Here is a 17,449-nt window from a genome sequence, read left to right on the forward strand (position 1 = left end):
CGATGCGTCGCGCGGCGTCCACTCAGTAGCCGGGCTGTGGGTACGCAGGTCGCGGTCTGCTCTGAGTGCGTCCGCGTCGGATGGCGAGGCCGATTCCGTCGCAGGCCCAGACACTGAGGATGCCGAGCACACAAAAGCCTATGAATACGACGCCGTCGAGAAGCGACGCAGTTATGTACGACTTCGGATAGTGGATTGCCTGCTCGATCCATCCCCCCGCCGCGCTGAGCGCGAGCGCCGGGATGATGCCGATCAACGCGAAGGCAGTTCTTCTGCGTGCGAGTGACCACCCCACCACGACGCCAAGAATGACGAGTCCGTTATTGGCGCTGTACCACCATTCGAATTCGGCGTAGGTCCAGCCCGAGTAGAGGCGTGGGCCGGAGATAGCCCACAGTGCGTCGAGTACACGTTGCAATCCCAGGAGCACCAAGGCGGCGCCGGGACCGAGGATTCGTTGCGGAGTGGATCGGGCCCACACGGCGAGGACGCCCATGTATAGCAGGGCTGCCAACGTCCAGACGCTGAATCTCCACCAATCGTGCAACCCGAACTCACTCAGAGCGATTTGGAGCGCGCAGCTCACAACAAAGAAGAATCCGCCGATCGCTGCGCTGACCAGGGCTTGTGCCCACCACGGGCCGCGGTCGCCGAGAGGTGTGCGGGCGGGGCGGCGTGGCGGGTACATCGGGTACGGGGGCTGGTAGGAATGACCAGGTGGTTGTGCAATAGGCGGCTGGGGTTGGCTCGGATACACGTGCGCATCCTGACACAAGGTGGAACGCAACATCGAGTGGGTCACCGGTGATTCATTCGGTTGAAAACAGTGGCGCCGCGGCCATCTGGCACGATGGATCCTCGTGGCTACACTCTGGGCGATCAGCGATCTTCACGTCGCGCACCGCGGCAACGAGAGCATCGTCGACCAGATTCGACCGTCGGCTCCCGACGACTGGCTGATCGTCGCGGGCGACGTGTCCGAACGTACCGACGACATCATCGACACCCTGCGTCGACTCAAGGCTCGATTCGACACGGTGATCTGGGTGCCGGGCAACCACGAGCTCTACACCACCGCCAAGGACCCGCTGCAGATCTTCGGTGTCGCGCGCTACGACTACCTCGTCCAGGCGTGCCGCGACATCGGGGTGGTCACGCCGGAAGACATCTACCCGCTGTTCGACGCGGGCGATGGCAGCGAACCCGTCCGCGTCGTGCCGATGTTTCTGCTCTACGACTACACGTTCCGCCCGGAGGGCACCTCGACGGCGCTGCAGGCGCTCGCTGTCGCACGGGAACGCAACGTGGTGGCGACAGACGAGTTCTTGCTGTCCGCCGAGCCGTACCCGACCCGGGACGCGTGGGGGAGGGCGCGCATCGAGTCGACGCGCAAGCGTCTCGAGGCACTCGACCCGGCAGAGAAGACCATCCTGATCAATCACTGGCCGCTGCGGCGCGAACCGACCGACGCGCTGTTCTACCCCGAATTCGCACTGTGGTGCGGCAGTGAACTCACCGCCGACTGGCACACGCGGTTCAACGCCACATGCAGCGTCTACGGACATCTGCACATCCCGCGCACCACCTGGTACGACGACGTGCGGTTCGAGGAGGTGTCGGTCGGATACCCGCGCGAGTGGAAGCGACGCGGCCTACCCGAACCGCTGCTACGTCAGATCGCACCCGATCCCGGTGTGCGCGAACAGGATCTACCCGATCACGGCGCGCGCTTCAACCTGCCGCCGGATTACGCCGAGCGTGCCCGCGAGTTCGCCGAACGCGTGGCGCAGCGTCGAGCACAGCGAAGCTCGGGTCAGACGAGCTCAGGTCAGGAGGGCGACAAGTGATCGAACGACTCCTCCCACCTGGCGTCGCCTCCGCCGAATCCTTCGGCGACCCACCGGGTCTCGAGCCGATGCCCGCCGAGGAATCGCTGATCTCGCGCGCCGTCGAGAAGCGTCGTCGTGAATTCATCACGGCGCGTCACTGCGCCCGTCAGGCGCTCGGACAGCTCGGGATCGAGCCGACGCCGATCATGCGCGGCGACAAGGGAATGCCGTTGTGGCCGAACCAGATCGTGGGCAGCCTGACGCACTGCGACGGATATCGTGCCGCCATCGTCGCGTACGCGATGGGCGTCAGGACACTGGGAATCGACGCCGAGCCGCACGACGTGCTGCCCGACGGCGTGCTCGAGCACACCAGCATTCCTGCCGAACGTAACGTCATCGCACAGCGGCCGTCGGGGCTGCACTGGGATCGACTTCTGTTCTGCGCCAAGGAGACAACCTACAAGGCATGGTTTCCGCTGACCCAACGCTGGCTCGGCTTCGAGGATGCCCACATCACGTTCGAGCAGACCGCGGAGAATATGGGGACCTTCCGCTCCCGAATCCTGATCGACGGCTCGGTCATCGACGGGGGAACACCGATCACCGAGTTCTCCGGGCGCTGGCTGGTCGACGACGGCTACATCACCACGACGATCGTGATGAGCTGACGTGGCCGACTCATCGATCGAGAACGCCGGATTGGTCATCGTCGACAAGAATGAGGGCATCACGAGTCACGACGTCGTCTCTCGTTGCCGAAAGCTGTTCAACACCAGACGAGTTGGCCATGCGGGCACACTCGACCCGATGGCGACCGGAGTGCTCGTGGTCGGCGTCGAGCGGGCGACAAAACTGCTCGGATTGCTCGCACTGACCACCAAGTCGTACACCGCGACCATCCGCCTGGGCGCCGCAACCGACAGCGACGACCGTATGGGCGAGGTCATCTCGAGCGCCGACGCGTCGTCGATCACCGACGAGCAGATCGCGGCAACGGTCGCGACACTCACCGGCGACATCGAGCAGGTGCCTGCCAAGGTCAGCGCGATCAAGGTCGACGGCAGGCGCGCGCACGCGCTGGCACGGACCGGCGAGGAGTTCGAGCTCGCCGCGAGGCCGGTCACCGTCTCGCGATTCGACGTGTTGGCTCGACGCGACGAGGGGGAGTTCGTCGACCTCGACGTCGTCGTCGACTGTTCCGCAGGAACCTACATCCGCTCTCTCGCACGCGATCTCGGCGCGGCACTCGGAGTCGGGGGACACCTGACCGCGCTGCGTCGAACCGCGGTCGGCCCGTTCACATTGGAACACGCACGGACCCTCGAGCAGTTGGCTGAGCGTCCCGAGCTCAGTCTCACGATCGACGAGGCCGCCCTGATCTCCTTCCCGCACCGCGATATCGACGACGACGAGGCCGAATCCATTAGTCAGGGACGGTGGTTGACGCCGATCGGGCGCAAGGGCATCTACGTGGTTGTCGACCCCGCCGGGCAGGCCATCGCGCTGGTGCAGGAAAAGGGGCGTCGGGCGAGTTCTGTGATGGTCGTGCGGCCGGCAACGCTGCGATAGCGACGCGTGGCTTGACGCGCTCCTGACAGTGCGTCGTGTTCAGTGCTCGGCGACGAGGAAGATCGCGCGAGCGGCGATGTCGCCGAGCACGATCGGCTCGGCGCCGTCGATCGAGATCGAGATCGTGCCGGCGAACGGGCGTTTCTCGGAGACGTGGACCACGCAGTCCAGAGCGACTCCGAGTTGGTCGAAGTAGCGGAGCACCTCGGGATCGGTATCGGAGATTCGTGCGATTCTGCCGCCCTCACCCGTGTCGAGATCGGCGAGTGAGAACGCCTCCGGTGCGGGTATCGAGCCGTCGACACGCGGGATGGGGTCGCCGTGCGGGTCGCGGTCCGGATGACCGAGTTTCGTGTCGAGGCGCGCCATGAAGCGGTCGGACATCGCGTGCTCGAGGACCTCGGCCTCGTCGTGCACCTCATCCCACCCGTAGCCGAGTTCGCGGACGAGGAATGTCTCGATCAAACGGTGGCGTCGCACCATCAGCACCGCGGCCGCCCGACCCTCGTCGGTGAGGGTGACTGCGCCGTACCGCTCGTGTGAGACGAGGCCCTGATCGGCGAGTTTGCGGATGGCCTCCGACGCCGTCGACGCCGATACGCCCATCTTGTCGGCGAGCATCTTGGTGGTCACCTTGACCTCGGCCCACTCCTGGCTGGTCCAGATGACCTTGAGGTAGTCCTGGGTGACCGTCGACAACTCGGCCACGGACGTATCGGGACCGGCAGCTCGGGTTTGAGGCATGAAACGAGCTTAGCCCCGCCTACCTACGCCGAAGCTCCGTGGCCGACCCAACCCGGCGCCATCGCGGCATGGACAACTGTCATTGGTGTGGTGGCATGCCGCGATTCACTGTGTGGACGTGCGTGATTCACGATGCGCGTTCGGATCGGCATCGGGCGGGCGCGGGTGCTGGTTCACCGGCGTCGGTCGCCGTAGGCTTGTCGGCGTGTTGCGATGGCGAGGTCTGGACGAGGTGCCCGCGGATTGGGGCAGGTGTGTGGTCACCATCGGTGTGTTCGACGGCGTCCACCGGGGGCACGCGCAGTTGATCCACGCCGCGACCTCCGCGGCGGCCGAGCGTGGCATCCCGTCGGTGTTGATGACGTTCGACCCGCACCCCGCCGAGGTGGTCCGCCCCGGAACGCACCCACCACAGTTGACGACGCTGACTCGTCGGGCCGAGTTGGCCGAGGAGTTGGGAATCGACGTCTTCTGCGTGATGCCGTTCACCCCCGAGCTGGCGTCGCGTTCTCCGAAGGACTTCGCGCACAACGTTCTCGTCGAGAGCCTGCATGCCGCCGAAGTGGTGGTCGGTGCCAATTTCACCTTCGGGAAGAAGGCCGCGGGCAACGTCGAGAAGCTCACAGAGCTCGGTCAGCGCTTCGGGTTCGAGGTGCAGGCCATCTCGCTGTTCGGCGAGCACGCGGTGACCTACTCGTCGACCTACATCCGCTCGTGCGTTGCTGCGGGCGACGTCGAGCGCGCGGCAGAAGCCCTCGGACGGCCCCACCGCGTCGAGGGAGTGGTGGTTCGCGGTGACGGACGTGGACGCGAATTGGGTTATCCCACAGCCAATGTCGCACCGCCGATGTACGCGGCCATTCCGGCTGACGGGGTGTACGCCGCGTGGTTCACGGTTCTTGGACCCGGACCGGTTGTGGGCCAGGTGATTCCGGGGGAGAGCTACCAGGCGGCTGTGTCGGTGGGTACCAACCCGACGTTCTCCGGGCGTACGCGGACTGTCGAGGCATTCGTCCTCGACACCACGGCCGACCTCTACGGTCAGCACGTCGCCGTCGACTTCGTCGACAGAATCCGCGGCATGGAGAACTTCGACAGCATCGACGATCTGCTGACCGCGATGAGCGGAGACGTCGACAAGACCCGAGGCATTCTCGCCGCGACCCAGAGCGGCTCGTAGGACCCAGGGCGCTTTGGCGCGATTTGGGCTGGGACCTGCGCGGTTGGTAGCCTGACATGTCGGTGCCGCTGCAGTCCGCGGTGGCGCACCGAATCAGCGTTGACGATCCCGGGTGGGATTGCCGCTGGTCACAGATGACGCGGGACTGAAACAACAGGAGTATCTCCATGGCATTGACTGCCGAGCAGAAGAAAGAAATCCTCACCGAGTACGGCCTCCACGAGACCGACACCGGCTCGCCCGAGGCTCAGGTCGCGCTGCTGACCAAGCGCATCACCGACCTCACCGAGCACCTCAAGGAGCACAAGCACGATCACCACAGCCGTCGTGGTCTGCTGCTGCTCGTCGGCCGTCGTCGCCGCCTGCTCAAGTACGTCGCCAAGGTCGACATCGCACGCTACCGCTCGCTGATCGAGCGCCTCGGCCTGCGTCGCTGAGCGACCCCGAGCTGCGGTCGCTGAGCGACCCTGGGTTCCGTCGCTGAGCGACACACGAACTGAACGGACCGGTCATCTCCCACGTGGAGGTGGCCGGTTCGTCGTTTCCCGGCCTCGTCGTTTCCTGGTCTCAGGGGCAGCGATGATAGGCTGATAAGCGGAACGTTGCAGATTTGTGTGCTCACACACATGTCGCAGAGTCAGATCGGTCCTCGGTAGTGGCCGCCGGAATCGCCAGATGATTCCGGCCGCTTCGATCGAAGGCCGTCTGAGCACCCACGGGTCGCACTAGGGCGGCCCTGGCATGCAGTGGCCATTTCGCGCGATGTTCTGGGCCGGTAGTGGCGCTACGCGCGCCCCGGTGCGCGAGTTCATTCGCGCAGTTCATCGGGAGCGCACGTCAGTCTGTCGCTCCTGGTCCCAATCCGCATATTCGGGTCGCTATGGGCGGCCACCACCACGGTCGCGTCGAATGCGACCGGCACGAAGGGATTCATAGCCCACATGACAGATGTCACCACCACTGAGGTCGTCGAGGAGTTCGACGACGCGATCACCGAGGCAACGGCCGTCATCGACAACGGCAGCTTCGGCACCCGCACCATCCGGTTCGAGACCGGACGTCTCGCCCTGCAGGCAGCCGGTTCGGTAACCGCCTACCTCGATGACGAGACCATGCTGCTGTCGACGACAGCGGCGTCGAAGCATCCCAAGGAGCACTTCGACTTCTTCCCCCTCACCGTCGACGTCGAAGAGCGTATGTACGCCGCGGGACGCATTCCCGGGTCGTTCTTCCGCCGTGAGGGCCGTCCGTCGACCGATGCCATCCTGACCTGCCGTCTGATCGACCGTCCGCTTCGTCCGTCGTTCGTCGACGGCCTGCGCAACGAGATCCAGGTCGTCGTCACCGTCCTGAGCCTCGACCCCAAGGATCTGTACGACGTCGTCGCGATCAACGCGGCATCGGCGTCGACCCAGCTCGCGGGCCTGCCGTTCTCCGGTCCTGTCGGTGGCGTGCGTGTCGCGCTCATCCCGACCGAGGAGAACAAGGCCGGCCAGTGGGTGGCGTTCCCGACCGTCGAGCAGCTCGAAGGCGCAGTCTTCGACATGGTCGTCGCCGGCCGCATCGTCGGAGAAGGCGATGACGCCGACGTCGCGATCATGATGGTCGAGGCCGAGGCAACCGACAACGTCATCGACATCGTGGCAGGCGGCGCGCAGGCGCCGACCGAGGCCATCGTCGCCGAGGGCCTCGAGGCTGCCAAGCCGTTCATCGCTCGTCTCTGTGAGGCGCAGAAGTCGCTCGCAGCGGCCGCTGCCAAGGAGACCGCTGAGTTCCCGCTCTTCCCGGCCTACGAGTCCGAGGTCTACGACGCCGTCTCGGCTGCTGCCACCGAGCGTCTCTCGCAGATCCTCACCATCCCGGGCAAGCAGGAGCGCGACGAGAAGACCGACGAACTCAAGGCCGACATCCTCGCCTCGCTCGGCGAGCAGTTCGAGGGTCGTGAGAAGGAGATCGGTGCGGCATACCGCTCGGTCACCAAGAAGCTCGTGCGTCAGCGCATCCTGACCGACCACTTCCGTATCGACGGTCGTGGCATCACCGATATCCGGTCGCTCTCGGCCGAGGTCGCCGTGATCCCGCGCGCCCACGGTTCGGCACTGTTCGAGCGCGGCGAGACCCAGATCCTCGGTGTCACCACACTCGACATGGTCAAGATGGCGCAGCAGATCGACTCGCTCGGACCCGAGACGTCGAAGCGCTACATGCACCACTACAACTTCCCGCCGTACTCGACCGGTGAGACCGGTCGCGTCGGATCGCCCAAGCGTCGCGAGATCGGCCACGGCGCGCTCGCCGAGCGTGCCCTCGTGCCGGTGATCCCGAGCGTCGAGGACTTCCCGTACGCGATTCGTCAGGTGTCGGAAGCGTTGAGCTCCAACGGTTCCACCTCGATGGGTTCGGTCTGTGCGTCGACCATGTCGCTGCTCAATGCCGGTGTGCCGCTGCGCGCTCCGGTCGCGGGTATCGCGATGGGCCTCGTGTCCGACACTGTCGACGGCGAGACCCGCTACGTCGCGCTCACCGACATCCTCGGTGCCGAAGATGCCTTCGGCGACATGGACTTCAAAGTCGCGGGCACCAAGGACTTCGTCACGGCGCTTCAGCTCGACACCAAGCTCGACGGCATCCCGTCGAAGGTGCTGGCCGGCGCATTGAGCCAGGCCAAGGACGCGCGCCTGACCATCCTTGACGTCATGGCCGAGGCCATCGACGAGCCCGACGAGATGAGCCCGTACGCCCCGCGGATCACCACCATCAAGATCCCGATGGACAAGATCGGCGAGCTGATCGGCCCCAAGGGCAAGACGATCAACGGCATCACCGAGGACACCGGCGCCAACATCTCGATCGAGGACGACGGCACCGTGTTCATCGGTGCTGCCGACGGCGTCTCGGCGCAGGCCGCGATCGACAAGGTCAACGCTATCGCCAACCCGCAGCTGCCCAAGGTGGGCGAGCGCTTCCTTGGCACCGCGGTGAAGACCACCGCCTTCGGCGCGTTCGTGTCGCTGCTGCCGGGCCGCGACGGTCTGGTGCACATCAGCAAGCTCGGTAAGGGCAAGCGCATCAACAAGGTTGAGGATGTCGTGAAGGTCGGCGACAAGCTTCAGGTCGAGATCGCCGACATCGACGAGCGCGGCAAGATCAGCCTCGTCCCGGTCGACGACAGCGACAAGTCCGGCAGCGATGCGGAGCAGTCCGAAGACAAGGCTTCGGCAGACGCCTGATCTGCTGACGCCGCGGCGCTCGCCGCGAGAACTCGACGGCCCGTCGTCCACAATGGAGTGGACGACGGGCCGCCGTCGTCGGTGACGACATGGTGACGAGGATGTTCGGTGAGGGGAGTGGCGATGGCGGAAGATGAGCGGGGCGGTGAGGCTGCCGGAGTCGTCGCGGACAAGCTCACCGTCGCACACCGGCGTGAGCCCGCCGGATCGGTCGACCACACCGTCGAGAGCCTCATCCGCTCAGCCCCGGTTGTCGGCACGGCCGACATGTCGGTGCGGGAAGCGGCGCAACTGATGACCGAGCGCAATCGCGACCACGTGCTGATCCCGTTGCGCGACGGCGGTTTCGGAGTGCTCACCGACGCGATCCTCCGTGAGCGAGTTGTCGCGGCGGGCGCATCGCTCGATACCCCGGTGACCGCGCTGACGCAGCGTCGCGCAACCGTGGTCGCGCCGCACGTCGCGGCCACCGACGCGCTCACCACGATCCTTGAGAACGACCTGACGGCACTGCCCGTCGTCGACGCAGGCGGAGTGGTGCACGGCGTTGTCGCGCCGTCGGACTTCGTGGCGGCACCCGGAGGGCCGAGTGTTGCTCTGCGCGAGCAGATCTCACGTGCGCGCGACGTCGTCGAATTGCAGGAGCGTGCGTCTCGGGTGCCGTACCTGATCGCCGACCTGGTCCGTCGCGAGCAACCAGCACACTCGGTTACCACGATGGCGTCTCTTGTCGTCGATGCAGTGGTCCGTCGTGCACTCGAACTCGTCCTGGCCTCACATCCGGAGTTGGACCCGACCAAGTTGACGTGGATGTCGTTGGGCAGCAACGCTCGTCGGGAGACCGTGTTGAGTTCCGACATCGACTCGGCCGTCTCGTTCTCCGACGACGTCAGCGACGAGCAGGTGCAGGCTTATCGGGTGGCCTTCGGAGAGGTCGACGCTGTGCTCCGCGGAGCGGGCATGGCCGTCGATGACAACGGCGCGATCGCCTCGATGCCGTTGTTCTCGCGCACTCACGCGCGGTGGCGCGCTGCCGCGGAACGGTGGCTCGCCGAGCCGTTGGAGAACAAGGGCATGATTCTCACGTCGTTGTTGATCGACGCCCGCCCCATCTGGGGCGATGAAGGGCTCCCGGCGGTCGGCGAGGTGTTCGCCGACCTTCGACGACACCGAGGAACGCTGAATCTCCTGCTGGCAGAAGCTCTTGCCACCAGAGCGAAGATGCGGTCGATGCGTGATGTTCTGACTCGTCGCGGCGATGACTTCGACATCAAGCAACATGCGATCGGTCCCCTGGTGAACTTCGCCCGCTGGGCGGCGTTGTCGGTGGGGTCGCCGCAACTCGACACACGCGGTCGGTTACGCGCCGCGTCGGGAACCGAGTTGTTGTCCGACGACCAGGCCGACACCTTGATCGAGGTCTTCGAGATCTTGCAGCGAATCCGCCTCAATTACCAAGTCGCACAGTTTGATCGGGGTGAGGAGGTGAGTGACGTGCTGGACATGAAACGGTTGTCTCCGCTCGACCGCAGCATGGTCGCGCAGGCCGTACGCGAGATCGCCGGGGTGCAGCGCCGGGCCGCCAACCGCGCGCACTATCTGCCGGTAGGTTCGGCGTAATGAATTCTGTGAGAAGGGGTCGCGCGCGGTGTGTTTGATTCTGTTCGCCGTCGACGCCGCCCCGGGATACGAGTTTCTCCTGGCCGCCAATCGTGACGAGATCTACTCGCGACCGACCGACGGCATTCACCGGTGGGCCGACGCCCCGATCATCGGTGGTCGTGATCTGACGGCCGGCGGCACGTGGATGGGTGTGTCGACGACGTCGCCACGACGCATGGCGGCGGTGACGAATGTGCGCATCGGCGAGCCGAAAGTGCTGCCGGACAAACGATCACGCGGCGACCTGCCCGTCGACTTCCTCGTCGGTGAGGCCACCCCGCGGGAAGCGGCGGAGCATCTTTTGCGACACGCCGACGAATACGCGCCGGTCAACCTGCTGGTGGCCGACGGCGTCGACGTCTGGTGGGCGACGAATGCGCCCGTGCCCGAGGCGAGGGCCGTGGCGCCCGGCTGGCACGGATTGTCGAATGGCGTGCTCGACAGCGACTGGCCCAAGGTGACCGATGGTGTTCGACGGTTCCAGCACGTCGCGGCCGAGCCGGGCGCGCTGCCGGACGACTACCTTGCGATGCTCGACGATCGGCGCCTGGCCGACCCCGCGCGACTGCCGGACACGGGCATCGACCCCGAGCGTGAACACGAGCTCTCAGCGATGTTCGTCGACATGGACGGCTACGGCACCCGCGCCTCGTCGGTGCTGCGCATGGGACGCGACGGCCGCGGCGACCTGACCGAACGTCGTTTCCACGAGGGAAAGGCCGCCGCGACCACGGTGCTGTCCTGGTGATCTCCGCAGTGACTGGTCGCCGCCGGCTGGTTTCCGCTATCGACACGGGTCGTCGTGCTGCACCCCGAGTGTGCGCATCGCAGCCGCCGTCCGGTTATGTTGCTCAGGTGATTCGCGCTGCAGTCGACGTTCTACCCATTGCACTCGGCCTACTGATGGCGTCGGCGCCAATGGTGATGGTCAGCATGGCGCTGGTGATCAGACGGTCGGTGGGGGCTGGTTGGAGCTTTCTGCTCGGTTGGATTCTCGGGCTCGTAATCGTCTGCGGGGTGGTGGTCGCTGTCGCCGACCTGGTGTCCCTCGCCGGTGAGACGGGGACCGTCGGCGGCGTGGTCGGCGTCGTTGTGGGCGTCATCCTCCTCGGCCTCGGCGTGTGGAAGTGGTATGGCGAGTGGCGGAACCCGAACAAGGGCGACGTGCCGTCGTGGTACGAGTCGATCGAGCGTATGCGCGGGTCAACGGTCTTTGCCTTCGGTATCGGTATGGCGGCGCTGAACCCCAAAACCTCTTCCTCGCTGTCGCGGCCAGTGTCGCCGTCGCCGAGGCGACGGACAACATCGGCGCTCAGGCCGTCGGAATCGTCGTGTTCGTCGTCGTCGGCAGTATCGGAGTGGCCGCACCCACCGTGGCAACGCAGTTGGCAGGGGACCGCGCGGGAGCGACGCTGGCGCGGGTCGACGAGGTGATCACGCGGTACAACGCAGTGATCGTCGGTGCCGTGCTCATCATCCTGGGCGCCGTCGTGACGACCAACGGGATCGATGCCCTGCTCGCGTCCTGAGTTGCAGGCACGCACGACAACCGCCGGGCCCGAGGCGATCTCGGGTCCGGCGGTTTCGCGATGGAGGTCGTGGTCAGCTGGTGGCGAACGGATTCTGCTCGGCGGGGATGTCGAGCGCTGCGCCGACCTCGGCATTGAACAACGTGCCCGCGTGGGTGCTCAGGCCGCCTGCGAGTGCGGCATTGTCTGCCAAGGCCTTCTCCCAGCCCTTGTCGGCGAGCTGCAGCACGTAGGGGAGCGTGGCACCGGTGAGTGCCTGCGTCGACGTACGGGCAACGGTGCCGGGCATATTCGCGACGCAGTAGAACACGGTGTCATGCACGGTGAAGGTCGGGTCGTCGTGGGTGGTGGGACGCGAATCCTCGAAGCAGCCGCCCTGATCGATGGCGATGTCGACGAGCACCGCACCCGACTTCATCTGCGCGACAAGGCTGTTGGGGACGAGCACAGGCGCCTTCGCGCCAGGGACGAGGACCGCGCCGATCACCAGGTCGGCCTGCTTGACCGCGTCGGCGAGTGCCAGCGACGTCGAGTAGCGGGTGTGGACGCGGCCGCCGAAGCGTGCGTCGACCGCGCGCAGTTTGGCGATGTCGAGGTCGAAGACGGTGACCTGTGCGCCCATGCCCATGGCGATGGTCGCGGCGTTGACGCCGCTGACGCCGGCACCGATGACGACGACGTCGGCGGGCTCGGTACCGGGGACGCCGCCCATCAGCACGCCGCGGCCGCCTTCGGAACGCATGAGGTGGTAGGCGCCCACCTGAGGAGCGAGTCGGCCTGCGACCTCGCTCATCGGGGCGAGCAGGGGAAGCGAACCGTCGGCGGCGCGGACCGTCTCGTAGGCGATCGACGTGGTGCCAGACGCGAGCAGCGCGTCGGTGCACGGGCGGCTGGCCGCAAGGTGCAGGTAGGTGAAGATCGTCTGGCCCTCGCGCATGAGTCCGTATTCGGCCTCGATGGGCTCTTTGACCTTGAGGAGCAGGTCGGCCTGCTCCCAGACCGCGGCGGCGGTGTCGAGGATCTGTGCGCCGGCGGCCTTGAAGTCGGTGTCGTCGATGGCGGAACCGAGGCCTGCACCTGCCTCGATGATCACGTCGTGGCCGCGTTTGGTCAGCTCGGCGACGCCTGCAGGCGTGATGGCGACGCGGTATTCGTTGTTCTTGATTTCGGTGGGGATGCCGATACGCATCGGGTGCTCCTCGGAAGTGTTGGGGTGTGGTCATGTGCTGCGCGGCGGAGGCGCTGCTCTGCGCTGAACACCTTCAAGCGTGAAGGAACGTCGAATGGTGCACAATATTGATGAGGAAAGTTCTGTAGATTGCGGTTCAAGGTGAAGAATCGTCAGATCGAGGAGTTGTGATGGCCGCCACGCCGAAGGATGTTCGGGCAGTCGAGCTCGACGCGACCGATCGTGAACTACTGCGCGTCCTGCAACTCGATGCGCGTATCCCCAACAGTGAGCTTGCGGCACGAGTGGGGATCGCGGCGTCGACAGCACACGGACGCCTCCGACGGCTCGTCGACGCCGGTGTGATCCGCGGATTCTTCGCCGACGTCGATCCGGCCGCGGTCGGACGGCCATTGCGGGCAATGGTCGCCGTGAGCTTGCAGTCGGATGCGCGTGGGCAGATCCGCCAGTTCGTCGGCGAGATCGCACAGCGAGATGAAGTGATCGACGTCTTCTTTCTCGCGGGTGCCGACGACTACCTGCTGCACGTCGCGACCGCCGACACCGAGGCATTGCGCACGTTCGTCGAGATGCTCAATGCCAGACGCGAAGTCGCAGGTACCACGACGTCGCTGGTCTTCGACCACCAGCGCGGCGATGCGCCGATCTACTGAGGGTCGGCACGAAAGTGCCGCCCACTAGACTCGGACAGGAATGTTCGACCGAGCACGCGAGGAGAGGGAGCACCGATGAGTGACGAGATCAGAGTGGGCGTGTTCGGCAGTGGGGGCAAGGTCGGGCAGGCCATGGTCGACGCTGTCGAGGCCGCCGAGGATCTCGTCTTCACCACGGGCGTCGACAAGGGCGACGATCCCGCTGCCTTCGTCGACACGGACACCTCCGTCGTCATCGACTTCACGCATCCGAGCGTGGTCATGGACAACCTGAAGTTCTTGATAGAGAACGGAATTCACGCGGTCGTCGGTACGACCGGGTTCACCGCGGAACGTCTTGCGCAGGTGCGCGAGTGGTTGTCCGATGCGCCGGGCGTCGGAGTGCTGATCGCACCCAACTTTGCGATCGGAGCCGTCCTGTCGATGCGTTTCGCGCAGCAGGCGGCGCGCTTCTTCGACTCCGTTGAGGTCATCGAGCTGCACCATCCGCATAAGGCCGACGCGCCGTCCGGCACCGCGTATCGCACGGCGGCGCTGATCGCTGAGTCGCGTGCCCAGGCGGGCGTCGGGCCGAGCCCCGATGCCACGACCGAGGAACTCCCCGGCGCGCGGGGAGCAGTTGTCGACGGCGTGCGCGTGCACTCCGTCCGACTCGCCGGTCTCGTCGCGCACCAGGAGGTCCTCCTCGGTACACAGGGCGAGACACTGACCATCCGTCACGACTCGATCGATCGCAGTTCGTTCGCGCCGGGCGTGCTACTCGGCGTTCGCCAGATCGGCACCCGCCCGGGCCTGACCGTCGGACTCGACGAACTGATGGACCTGTAACTGCCGATGTCTGCCGAGCCGAACAAGAAGCACAAGAAGGATCCGACGCAGCGCGACGCCCGCCCGATCGTGTGGATGATCGGGTTTCTCGTTGTCGCCATGATCGTCTACTTCGTGCTGCTCGGCAGGACCGGTGTGCAACTCATCGCGCACGGCGGCGTCGTGGCGGTGGGGCTCGGCATCGGTGTGTTGATCCTGCCGTTCCTCGGTGCGTGGCTGATCTGGTCGACGCTGCGTGCGGGTATCGAACATCAGAAACTGGCGCGGATCATGGCGCAGGAGGGGCGTGAACTCAACGTCTCCGACCTGCCGCGTCGAGCGTCGGGTCGCATCGAACGCGAGGCCGCGGACGAACTCTTCGCACAGGTCAAGCAGGAGTGGGAAGCGAACCCCTCCGATTGGCACAACACGTATCGGATCGCGCGCGCCTACGACTACGCGGGAGATCGCTCCCGAGCCAGAGAGATGATGAAGCGTGCTGTGGCCCAGTTCCATGGACGTGACGAGCGGCCCAGCACATGAGTGACGCTGTCCGTGCGCTGCTGGATGCGGAGCAGCTCTGGGTTGACGCGCTCGCGCAGGTCGGTCCGGCTGCGCTCGATCGCCGCAGTGGCGCCGATGGCTGGACCAACCGCGACCTCATCAATCACGTCACCGGCGGTGGCCATCGATACGCGATGCTGCTCGCGGGTGCGAGTGCCGGCGATGTCGAGACGACCAGGGACTCCGACTACATCGTCGACGATCCGGTTGGTGAGTTCTGGTGCTACGAAACCATGCTGCGCGAGTCCGCAGCGGCCGCTGACCTCAGCGCTGCCGTGGATCATCGGGCCGGGCAGCGCTCGGGTGACGACCTGCTGATCATGCGCGCCATGGATCTCGCGCTGCACACCCACGACCTCTGCGTCGGTATCGGAATCAGGTGGGAGCCGTCGGACGATCTCGTCGAGTACCTTCTCAGCGACGCGTCGCCTCTCATTGAAGAACTCAGGGGCTTGGGCCTTTTCGGCGCTGCTCTCGAGTGCGCCGACACCGACTCGGCGAGCGCGGCCGATCGGCTCCTGGCGTTTTCCGGACGGGCACGATGACCTCGGGGAGCAGATCATGAGTCGCCTGCTGATCATCCATCACACGCCGTCGCCGCATTGCCAGGCGATGTTCGAGGCGGTGGTGTCCGGCGCGACCGACCCCGAGATCGAGGGGGTCGACGTCGTGCGCCGGGCCGCGCTGTCGGTATCGACGAGCGACTTCCTCGACGCCGACGGCTACGTCCTTGGCAGCCCGGCGAACCTCGGGTCGATCTCGGGCGCACTCAAGCACGCCTTCGACTGCTCCTACTACCAGATCCTCGACTCGACGCGCGGTCGCCCGTTCGGCCTCTACCTTCACGGCAACGAGGGAACGGAAGGCGCGGTGAACGCTGTCGACCGGATCACCGCGGGGCTTGGTTGGGAGAAGGCCGCGGAGTACGTGATCGCGTCGAACAAGCCGGACAAGGCGGTCCTCGAGGCGTGCTGGGAGTTGGGCGCGACCGTGGCCGCGGGTCTCTCGGACTAGGCTCCCCGGGCAGATCGACATCACAGACGCGGCTCGAATTGGCAAACGCGGCCGGTACACCAGCCGCGTCTGCCGACTCGAGCCGCGTGTGGAACGTCGAGTTTCGACAAGCGGCACCACCGCCCAGTTTGTGCCGACTTTGCCGTGATCTACGACGAATCTGCGCAACTGCTGGAAGACTTGCGCAGTCAATCGTCGGTGAGTGCGGAGGGCGTCAATCGTGAGAGGTTCAGGCTCGTCGTGGCAGGCAGTGGCTTCGTGGCAGGCAGTGGCTTCGTGACGGGAGTACCGGCGTGATCGCCACCGCCGTTGGAGATGTGTTGCCGATCGCGGTGACGGTCGCGATCAGTCCGGTCGCGATCATCTCGGGTGTCGTGCTCCTGTTGTCCGAACACGGCCGCGCCAAAGCGGTTCTCTTTGCTGTGGGGTGGATCATCAGTCTGCTCGTCGTGACGGGCATCGCGGTCGCGGTGACGGACGTGGCAGAAGAGGATTCACCCGCCGCCACGGATGACGGAGTCAAGATCTTCACCCTGATTCTCGGGGTGATCTTCCTTGGACTCGCAGTGGTTGCCTGGCGAAAGCGACCCGCACCAGGTGAGCCGGCGAGCGAAGCGAAACTGCTGGCCAGGGTGACGGCGATGTCGGGGCTGTCGGTGTTGGGGCTCGGACTCATCGAGGCGGTGGCAATCGTGAAGAACGTGCCACTCAGTTTCGGCGCGGGGGCGCGCATAGCCGAGGACACCGGGAACCGGTCAGAGGCGTGGATAGTGCTGGTGATCTTTGTCCTCATCGCCAGTCTCGGCATCCTGCTTCCGCTGCTCATTGCGATAGTGGGAGGTCACCGGCTCGATCCGGCGCTGAACAACTTCAGGGAGTGGCTCGAGGCAAACATCTCGCCGATCACCATCATTACGTGTCTCGTCGTCGGCGTGTACTTCATCGGCAAAGGTCTCGCAGTGTTCTCATGAGGGCGGTTCTCACGAGGGCTGGTCATTCCGCGGACTGGTCATTCCGTGGGTTGCGCTTCGTCGACGGTGTCGGTCAGTTCGGCGATGATCTGCGCCTGCCGGACCAGGAACAAACGTTCGTCGAGCTTCTTGCGACGCATCCAGGTGGTGACCTCGGTATTGCACTTGCTGGCGTTGCACGAGCGGCAGCACGGCACCACGTTGCTCAGGGTGTAGCGACCACCACGGGAGATCGCCAACATGCAATCGCGTTGTAGCGCAACACCATCGGCGTGGCAGTACGCGCATCCGCCCCACGCCTCCTGAAGTGCTTCCCACTGGAGTGGAGTCAGGTCGTGTGACTTCGACGCGACTCGTGACCTGCGACGTCGTGCGTAGCGGTTGGCGCGGGTACGCGGGCGGGGAGGCACGCGTCGAGCCTAGTCTGTTGTCACCACACATCACACGAGCCACACGCAACCCACAAGGGGTGTCGCAGGGGCAGGGGGCAGGTGCGGCGGCCCTA

The 17,449-nt window shown here is 65.6% G+C and carries 18 protein-coding genes and 1 pseudogene; 15 read left to right on the top strand and 4 right to left on the bottom strand.

From position 1 onward, the window contains the following. Positions 1-22: 22 nt before the first annotated feature. On the bottom strand, positions 23-514 hold the full coding sequence (locus A5788_RS06985) for a hypothetical protein (protein ID WP_141630825.1): 492 nt from the start codon (positions 512-514) through the stop codon (positions 23-25). A 346-nt stretch (positions 515-860) separates the two neighbouring features. Between A5788_RS06985 and A5788_RS06990 the strand changes: the two genes are divergently transcribed. From A5788_RS06990 to truB, 3 genes are read left to right on the top strand one after another with little or no spacing between them, the layout of a single operon-like run. Continuing rightward, positions 861-1,847 carry a metallophosphoesterase family protein gene (locus A5788_RS06990; RefSeq protein WP_005204458.1) on the top strand — a complete coding sequence of 329 codons (987 nt, stop codon included), beginning with the start codon at positions 861-863 and terminating at the stop codon, positions 1,845-1,847. Further along, a complete protein-coding gene (locus A5788_RS06995; RefSeq protein ID WP_064869890.1) occupies positions 1,844-2,500 on the top strand; it encodes a 4'-phosphopantetheinyl transferase family protein in 657 nt (218 codons plus the stop codon). The genes A5788_RS06990 and A5788_RS06995 overlap by 4 nt, the downstream gene beginning before the upstream one ends. A 1-nt stretch (position 2,501) precedes the next feature. Continuing rightward, positions 2,502-3,401: a tRNA pseudouridine(55) synthase TruB gene (gene truB / locus A5788_RS07000; RefSeq protein WP_005204463.1), complete on the top strand. Its 900-nt coding sequence runs from the start codon at positions 2,502-2,504 to the stop codon at positions 3,399-3,401. A gap of 39 nt (positions 3,402-3,440) precedes the next feature. Here truB and A5788_RS07005 read toward each other — a convergent pair whose 3' ends face one another. Then, a complete protein-coding gene (locus A5788_RS07005; protein ID WP_005204465.1) occupies positions 3,441-4,145 on the bottom strand; it encodes a metal-dependent transcriptional regulator in 705 nt (234 codons plus the stop codon). Positions 4,146-4,350: 205 nt separating this feature from the next. Here A5788_RS07005 and A5788_RS07010 point away from each other — a divergent pair, with 205 nt between their 5' ends. From A5788_RS07010 to A5788_RS24265, 6 genes and pseudogenes are all read left to right on the top strand, one after another. Beyond that, positions 4,351-5,325, top strand: coding sequence for a bifunctional riboflavin kinase/FAD synthetase (locus A5788_RS07010; RefSeq protein ID WP_039855079.1), 975 nt, complete (start codon positions 4,351-4,353; stop codon positions 5,323-5,325). A gap of 167 nt (positions 5,326-5,492) precedes the next feature. Beyond that, the gene (gene rpsO, locus A5788_RS07015; RefSeq protein WP_005204469.1) at positions 5,493-5,762 is read left to right on the top strand and encodes a 30S ribosomal protein S15; all 270 of its coding nucleotides are present in this window, start codon (positions 5,493-5,495) and stop codon (positions 5,760-5,762) included. 504 nt (positions 5,763-6,266) lie between these two features. Then, positions 6,267-8,555, top strand: a complete 2,289-nt coding sequence (locus A5788_RS07020) for a polyribonucleotide nucleotidyltransferase (protein WP_005204471.1) — start codon at positions 6,267-6,269, stop codon at positions 8,553-8,555. A gap of 123 nt (positions 8,556-8,678) precedes the next feature. Beyond that, positions 8,679-10,175 (top strand): putative nucleotidyltransferase substrate binding domain-containing protein, encoded by a 1,497-nt coding sequence (locus tag A5788_RS07025; protein ID WP_064866817.1) that lies wholly within the window; start codon positions 8,679-8,681, stop codon positions 10,173-10,175. 28 nt (positions 10,176-10,203) lie between these two features. Beyond that, positions 10,204-10,965 (top strand): NRDE family protein, encoded by a 762-nt coding sequence (locus A5788_RS07030; RefSeq protein ID WP_005204474.1) that lies wholly within the window; start codon positions 10,204-10,206, stop codon positions 10,963-10,965. A 185-nt stretch (positions 10,966-11,150) separates the two neighbouring features. Continuing rightward, positions 11,151-11,746: pseudogene (locus A5788_RS24265) on the top strand (GAP family protein). 73 nt (positions 11,747-11,819) lie between these two features. Here A5788_RS24265 and ald read toward each other — a convergent pair. Then, entirely contained in the window at positions 11,820-12,935 is a 1,116-nt protein-coding gene (gene ald / locus A5788_RS07040; protein ID WP_005204479.1) for an alanine dehydrogenase, read from the bottom strand. Between the two features lie 170 nt (positions 12,936-13,105). Between ald and A5788_RS07045 the strand changes: the two genes are divergently transcribed. The 6 genes from A5788_RS07045 (at position 13,106) to A5788_RS07070 (ending at position 16,944) form a co-directional block, all read left to right on the top strand. Continuing rightward, complete coding sequence (locus A5788_RS07045) at positions 13,106-13,588, top strand: Lrp/AsnC family transcriptional regulator (RefSeq protein ID WP_005204483.1); 483 nt, start codon at positions 13,106-13,108, stop codon at positions 13,586-13,588. 75 nt (positions 13,589-13,663) lie between these two features. Then, the gene (dapB, locus tag A5788_RS07050; protein WP_005204484.1) at positions 13,664-14,416 is read left to right on the top strand and encodes a 4-hydroxy-tetrahydrodipicolinate reductase; all 753 of its coding nucleotides are present in this window, start codon (positions 13,664-13,666) and stop codon (positions 14,414-14,416) included. Between the two features lie 6 nt (positions 14,417-14,422). Further along, on the top strand, positions 14,423-14,938 hold the full coding sequence (locus A5788_RS07055) for a hypothetical protein (protein WP_005204486.1): 516 nt from the start codon (positions 14,423-14,425) through the stop codon (positions 14,936-14,938). Continuing rightward, positions 14,935-15,504: a maleylpyruvate isomerase N-terminal domain-containing protein gene (locus tag A5788_RS07060; RefSeq protein WP_064866813.1), complete on the top strand. Its 570-nt coding sequence runs from the start codon at positions 14,935-14,937 to the stop codon at positions 15,502-15,504. Before A5788_RS07055 ends, A5788_RS07060 begins: the two co-directional genes overlap by 4 nt. Before the next feature lie 16 nt (positions 15,505-15,520). Then, entirely contained in the window at positions 15,521-15,973 is a 453-nt protein-coding gene (locus A5788_RS07065) for a flavodoxin family protein (protein WP_005204489.1), read from the top strand. 293 nt (positions 15,974-16,266) lie between these two features. Further along, a complete protein-coding gene (locus tag A5788_RS07070) occupies positions 16,267-16,944 on the top strand; it encodes a GAP family protein (RefSeq protein WP_005204491.1) in 678 nt (225 codons plus the stop codon). 38 nt (positions 16,945-16,982) lie between these two features. On the opposite strand, the gene A5788_RS07075 is transcribed toward A5788_RS07070, so the two are convergent. Beyond that, positions 16,983-17,354, bottom strand: a complete 372-nt coding sequence (locus A5788_RS07075; RefSeq protein ID WP_039855063.1) for an HNH endonuclease — start codon at positions 17,352-17,354, stop codon at positions 16,983-16,985. Between the last annotated feature and the right edge of the window lie 95 nt (positions 17,355-17,449).

This window comes from Gordonia sp. 852002-50816_SCH5313054-c, assembly GCF_001665925.1.
Classification (GTDB): Bacteria; Actinomycetota; Actinomycetes; order Mycobacteriales; family Mycobacteriaceae; genus Gordonia; species Gordonia jacobaea.

What these genes read in the sequence shown, in the direction of transcription:
- A5788_RS07005 (WP_005204465.1), bottom strand. Translation starts at nt 4,145, where the DNA reads ATGCCTCAAACCCGAGCTGCCGGTCCCGATACGTCCGTGGCCGAGTTG.
- rpsO (WP_005204469.1), top strand. Translation starts at nt 5,493, where the DNA reads ATGGCATTGACTGCCGAGCAGAAGAAAGAAATCCTCACCGAGTACGGC.
- A5788_RS07020 (WP_005204471.1), top strand. Translation starts at nt 6,267, where the DNA reads ATGACAGATGTCACCACCACTGAGGTCGTCGAGGAGTTCGACGACGCG.
- A5788_RS07025 (WP_064866817.1), top strand. Translation starts at nt 8,679, where the DNA reads ATGGCGGAAGATGAGCGGGGCGGTGAGGCTGCCGGAGTCGTCGCGGAC.
- ald (WP_005204479.1), bottom strand. Translation starts at nt 12,935, where the DNA reads ATGCGTATCGGCATCCCCACCGAAATCAAGAACAACGAATACCGCGTC.
- A5788_RS07045 (WP_005204483.1), top strand. Translation starts at nt 13,106, where the DNA reads ATGGCCGCCACGCCGAAGGATGTTCGGGCAGTCGAGCTCGACGCGACC.
- dapB (WP_005204484.1), top strand. Translation starts at nt 13,664, where the DNA reads ATGAGTGACGAGATCAGAGTGGGCGTGTTCGGCAGTGGGGGCAAGGTC.
- A5788_RS07055 (WP_005204486.1), top strand. Translation starts at nt 14,423, where the DNA reads ATGTCTGCCGAGCCGAACAAGAAGCACAAGAAGGATCCGACGCAGCGC.
- A5788_RS07060 (WP_064866813.1), top strand. Translation starts at nt 14,935, where the DNA reads ATGAGTGACGCTGTCCGTGCGCTGCTGGATGCGGAGCAGCTCTGGGTT.
- A5788_RS07065 (WP_005204489.1), top strand. Translation starts at nt 15,521, where the DNA reads ATGAGTCGCCTGCTGATCATCCATCACACGCCGTCGCCGCATTGCCAG.